General features: G+C 56.3%; 5 protein-coding genes. All 5 read right to left on the minus strand.

What is annotated here, in order from left to right:
- Positions 1 to 213: 213 nt before the first annotated feature.
- Positions 214 to 1,005 carry a phage head morphogenesis protein gene (locus ABD892_RS02350; RefSeq protein WP_345193432.1) on the minus strand — a complete coding sequence of 264 codons (792 nt, stop codon included), beginning with the start codon at positions 1,003 to 1,005 and terminating at the stop codon, positions 214 to 216.
- Between the two features lie 3 nt (positions 1,006 to 1,008).
- Positions 1,009 to 2,496 carry a DUF935 domain-containing protein gene (locus ABD892_RS02355; RefSeq protein ID WP_345193435.1) on the minus strand — a complete coding sequence of 496 codons (1,488 nt, stop codon included), beginning with the start codon at positions 2,494 to 2,496 and terminating at the stop codon, positions 1,009 to 1,011.
- 44 nt (positions 2,497 to 2,540) lie between these two features.
- Positions 2,541 to 3,911: a phage terminase large subunit gene (gene terL, locus ABD892_RS02360; protein WP_345193437.1), complete on the minus strand. Its 1,371-nt coding sequence runs from the start codon at positions 3,909 to 3,911 to the stop codon at positions 2,541 to 2,543.
- Complete coding sequence (locus ABD892_RS02365; RefSeq protein WP_345193440.1) at positions 3,908 to 4,378, minus strand: type I phosphoribosyltransferase; 471 nt, start codon at positions 4,376 to 4,378, stop codon at positions 3,908 to 3,910. Before ABD892_RS02365 ends, terL begins: the two co-directional genes overlap by 4 nt.
- 53 nt (positions 4,379 to 4,431) lie before the next feature.
- On the minus strand, positions 4,432 to 4,799 hold a 368-nt coding region (locus ABD892_RS02370), incomplete at its 5' end, for a C2H2-type zinc finger protein (protein ID WP_345193442.1).

The raw sequence follows: 4,799 nt of genomic DNA on the forward strand, positions 1-4,799 counted from the left end.
TCTGGCCGGATCGCCATTGTCCGCCGCAGAGGTTGATGGAGCCTGAAGCTAGTGATAGCGCGGGGTTTCATGCGTTTTCCCTGGTCGCACGATCGTTTTAGAACCGGCGGAGCATGGGCCTCGGTAGCTCGATGTTGAACAGTTGTTCGATAAAAAAGTGACTTATCTAATCACATTTGAGCAGGCGGGGCTATTGCCGGAAAGGCAGGAAAGTTACGTTTTTTTACGGTGGTTTTCTGACCGTTTTTCACGCTCAAGCTGGCGCAGTATGGCAAAGCGTGTCTGGCCCGGGTTGTGATCCCAGCCGGGATCAAGGTCTTCCGGCACGATATGGGTTTTGCCGGAACGAGGGTTTTCCCAAAGACGGGTTTTGATCCAGGGCTCCGGCGAGGGTTTAAGACCATAGGCTTTCAGCTCTTTGCGGTTCAGCTGTATAACGCCGCAGCGGCAGTTCCAGCCGTTTGGAGGGAAGTGGGTTGTCCAAAAAGTATGATTTACCGGATACACCCTGCCATCCCATTGTTGGTGTTCGGGTCGCACCCGGTGGTCTTCCACTGCGTCGTACATCAGGTAGGGCGCGGTTGCAGCGTTGGCCCGGATGCTTTGCCAGTGACCCACGCTATAGGCGCTTTGCAGGTTGGTGCGGAAAATAGTTGCCAGCCTGGATGCGCTCCCCAGCTGTGCTTTGACGATCTCTCCGGTATCCGGATCCATTACATCCTGTTTACCCCACCATCCGGCCTTTTGCAGGGCAGGGATGAGCTGCTGTTTAAACTCCGTCAGCGTCTTCCCGTCGTCTATGGCCTGCTGTGTTTTTTTGGCTACGAAGGCCAGAAGATCCCGGTTCATCATCTTGGCCACGGTAAAGGCGGTGTCATGCTCTTCGGCTAACATATCCTCCCATCGAAACGAGAGTTTGAGTCCTTTTCGCTCAAAGAACCGAATAGCCTGGGCGGGTTTCAGGGTAAAACCGGCAGTGATCTCAAAGAAGTTGAGCGTAGGCATGGATCACCGCTGGCCCCGGAAAAGCCCCATCAGGCGACTATAAAATGTCGCGTTTTCCACAGTGGTGGTGGCGGACTCCGGAGGTGGTTCTTCCATCAATGTCTCAACCCTTTGCCGGAAGGTTTCCAGGTCGCCGGTCTCCTCGGCATAGTCCAGCAGTGACATGATCTGTTCGCCGTAGAGGTCACGGTACTTTGTGGATAAAAAGTCCCCCGCATCGACCAGTGCCTGTTGATCATTGCGCCGATCGGCCTTTTTCTTTGCGAGCTTTGGATGAACGGCGTCTTGCTCGGCAAAGGCGGGGTCAAGGTTATCCGTCGCAATGGGCAGGGACATTGGCTCCGCTTTTTTCCGCCAGCCCGGCCCGTACACCTCCTCGATATACTCCTCGGTGGGCTCGTAGCCCAGGGAGCTGATTTTGTTGTCGCGTTCGGCCCGCTGGAGCAGGTCTTCCTCCGGCTCGGTATTGCGCCAGACCCTTGGGGGTTGGGCATTGGGAAAGTTCCACTCCGTTAACCAGCGCACCACCTGGTTGTTGAAACTCTCGCAGATCAGGTCCGCATCGCTTTTGATCACCGACTGTTTCACCGCATCGTGCACCTGCGCCTGAGAGAGTGAGCTGCCGTCATCGGTGGTCATGGTCTGGCTTAGCACCACCTTGCTGATGGCCCGGTCCATGCGCTCTGCCAGTGCCTCATAGTCAGCGGTGCCATGGCGGGCGGCCTCCAGCAGCTCTACCAGAATGTTATCCGGGACGACGATACCGCTGTCTACCTGGATGGCGTCCAGCACCTGCAGGGCTTTTTCCCGTTCTCGAGGGTCTTCCGCCTGTCCCGGTGGCAGTTTCGCCATGGCGGTGGGCTGGCCGAACTTCTCCAGAAAAATCAGCCAGAACTTGATGTCGTTGCGTTTGAAAAAAGTGGGCCAGTACAGGTAGTGGCCTAAACCCAGACCATAGGGGTTGTCACTGTGATTAGCGCCGGTGCTGAACACCCAGAACTTCTGGTCAGGGAGTTTCACCGGATGGGGTTCACCGGCCTTGATCAACCGCAGGTTGCCGTCCACATCAAACACAAACCAGCTGCGGTCGCGGACCTTGATATCGTCCAGCACTATTCGGCTGCCATCGTAGGCCCACAGGCACTCGCCCACGGCATAGCCGTAGAAAAGACCGTAGAGCATTTTGTCGGTGATGCCGTCAAAGCGAATATGTACCAGCTGCTCCTTGATGAACTCCGCAGCCGCTTTATCTTGCGCCGACTCGCTGGCAGGCTCCACCGTCCACTCGCTCTGGATAACCGCCAGGCGTCGTTGCTGGAAGGTGGGTTTGACCTGGTCGTCTCGCAGGATTTCGTCGTAGATCTTCATATCCCGACCGCGTTCCCGGAGCACGCTGTCGGGGTTGTCCATCAGGGTGGCGGTGTAGGCCGACGCCAGCCGGACGCCGTGGTCCGCCTTTGCCAGCTCTCCCAGTTTTGGCTTGCCTGCCATGGTATTGTCCTGTCTGGTTCCTGCTCTGGTTAAAATGTGAGCACTCAATAACCCCTGAAATCATTGCGGCCCCTTACCACACCATAACCCTTATCCTCATCAATACTGTGCGGGTTTTCGCCGTAAGCCTCGATACCGGCGCGGGTGTTGCCTGTGGATGCAAAGCTGAAATTGGCCCGATGCTCGTGCGCCCATTTCAGAAACTGGCTGGTGGAGTCCACCTGGTCATCGTTACCCGCCAGCGGGAAAATGGTCAGCTCCAGCTCGTAGTTGATGAGCCAGGGGGCCGCCTCGGGCAGATGCACCAGCCCGGCCTCAAATAAACTGCTGACCTCCACTAACCGGTCTATCTTGTTCACGCCCTTGGGGTCGCAGGGGATGACCGGCACATGAATCTTTTTATGACCCGCGTTTACGCCTTCGCGCAGCTCTTGAATAAGTGAGGTCCCGCTGCCCTTGTCCTCGATCAGTACCGCCTGCGGGTTCCAGGCCAGATACAGGCTGGCAGCCGCACGTTTCAGTCGTGGGTACTCCAGCTTGTCGCGGAACACATCGAGCAGGTACCAACCCCGTCGGGTTTCGCCCCATGTGGTGCAGACGCTGGGGTCGTTGATCTCCTCCGGTTTATAGGCGGTATCCCAGCTCTGGATAACTCGTAAAAACTCCGCCGGGGGCGTGCTGTAACGCTGGAACCAGCGGACCTTGATAAGTCCGCCCTCTGGCGTGGCGTTCCAGTCCCCCATCAGCCATGCCTGCACCAGCCAGGGCGGCCCGGACTTTTTCAGCCGGTTGATGTACTTGGGGTCGTTGCTGAGCAGGAGCTCATTGTCCTCAAGCCTGCTGGGTATATAGATTCGTTCGTCACCGGTGTTGGCATCGCAGATCAGTTGCATGCCTTTAGGGGCGGCATCGATGTAGCGCTTCTTGATCCACTCATGTCCCGGCCCGCCCGGGTTGGCAGAGAGGTTAAAGCTGGCAGGAATGCCATAGGGGTTTCGAAGGGTGGCCTGGAGCTTGTCGATGGGGTCTGGGGTGGGAAAGTTGCCCGCCTCGTCAATGTACACGTCTGTATAAGAGTGGCCCTGGTACTTGCCGGCGTCGGCGTCCCGCTCAAGGCTTCGAAGCCGAAGCAGCGCACCGTTGGGCATAATCCAGGTGCTTTTTTGGGCTCGGTACAGCGCACCGATGGGGAGATAAATCTCATGGGAGCGGGCAATCACCTCGTCCAGCTCAGGCATACTGCGCCGAACGAATAATCCCTTGCTATGGCCACCGTACTTGGTGCTGCGTTGCAGCCATTTACCCAGAAACCCATCGGTCTTGCCGCCGCCTCGAGCACCACCGTAAAGGATGTCCTCCACCGGACAGGTGACCAGCGCTGTTTGCGGTCCCGGCTGGGGTGACCAGGTGATCATGGGCTATCGGTGTCATCCCGACCGTACTGTTTTAGCCACTCCTCCCGGCTCATGGGTTCAGGAATCAATACCACGCCAGTAGGTGGTGCGACCTCGGTACCGTCCGGTGTGGTGTGCGCTACCTTCTGCGGCGCATTGAAGCCATAAATACGTGCGCGACGGTCGATAGCCTTCATGATCCTGTCCATGGCCTGCAGATCCCCTTTAAGGCTTTGCTTCATAGCCTCGCGGATGATCCAGTCCAGCCGCTCAAGATCCAGACGACGGTTGACTTTGGCATCCTCGCGGCTTTCGTTTTCCAAGGATTCGATGGCCTTGACGACATGGCGGTAGGCAGCAGTTTTGCTGATGGCCAGCTGGTCGGCAATCTGCCGGTAGGACAATCCCAGGGTACGAAGCTCCAGCGCCTTTTTGCGTAACTCTGCCGTTTTGGCCCGCTGCGAACGTCCCGGATTCTGGATGGCCATCGTTCACCCCTTATGCGTTCACCTTTTACAGGGCAAAGGTGAGTTAGCAGCGGTTATTCGGTCTTTGGTTTTTTTGCGGGTGGTTGATTGGTATCAGTTGCTGCTTGTTGTGATGGATGCTTGGTACTCATGTGAACGTTAAGATTGCTTAACTGTTTAGCAGAATAGTTGCAAAGCTCGCATTTATAGGGCTCCTCGGAGGTGTGGGTACGTTCATGTACAACCTTTGCAATATGCTGACTAAAAAATTTTTCGCAGTACTGGCACTTATAGGGCTTCTCGCCGGTGTGGATGCGCACGTGTTTCTTTATATTAGTGAGCACTTTTGTGGAATATTCACACTGGTTACATTTGAATTGGTTGTCTGCCTGACGACTGTATCCCGATTGAACGCCCGAGGTTCCAGCTACAGCACTAGGTT

It is taken from the genome of Kistimonas scapharcae (assembly GCF_039540975.1).
GTDB classification, from domain to species: domain Bacteria; phylum Pseudomonadota; class Gammaproteobacteria; order Pseudomonadales; family Endozoicomonadaceae; genus Kistimonas; species Kistimonas scapharcae.

Coding starts and splice junctions, on each gene's coding strand:
- ABD892_RS02350 (WP_345193432.1), bottom strand. CDS start 1,005: ATGCCTACGCTCAACTTCTTTGAGATCACTGCCGGTTTTACCCTGAAA.
- ABD892_RS02355 (WP_345193435.1), bottom strand. CDS start 2,496: ATGGCAGGCAAGCCAAAACTGGGAGAGCTGGCAAAGGCGGACCACGGC.
- terL (WP_345193437.1), bottom strand. CDS start 3,911: ATGATCACCTGGTCACCCCAGCCGGGACCGCAAACAGCGCTGGTCACC.
- ABD892_RS02365 (WP_345193440.1), bottom strand. CDS start 4,378: ATGGCCATCCAGAATCCGGGACGTTCGCAGCGGGCCAAAACGGCAGAG.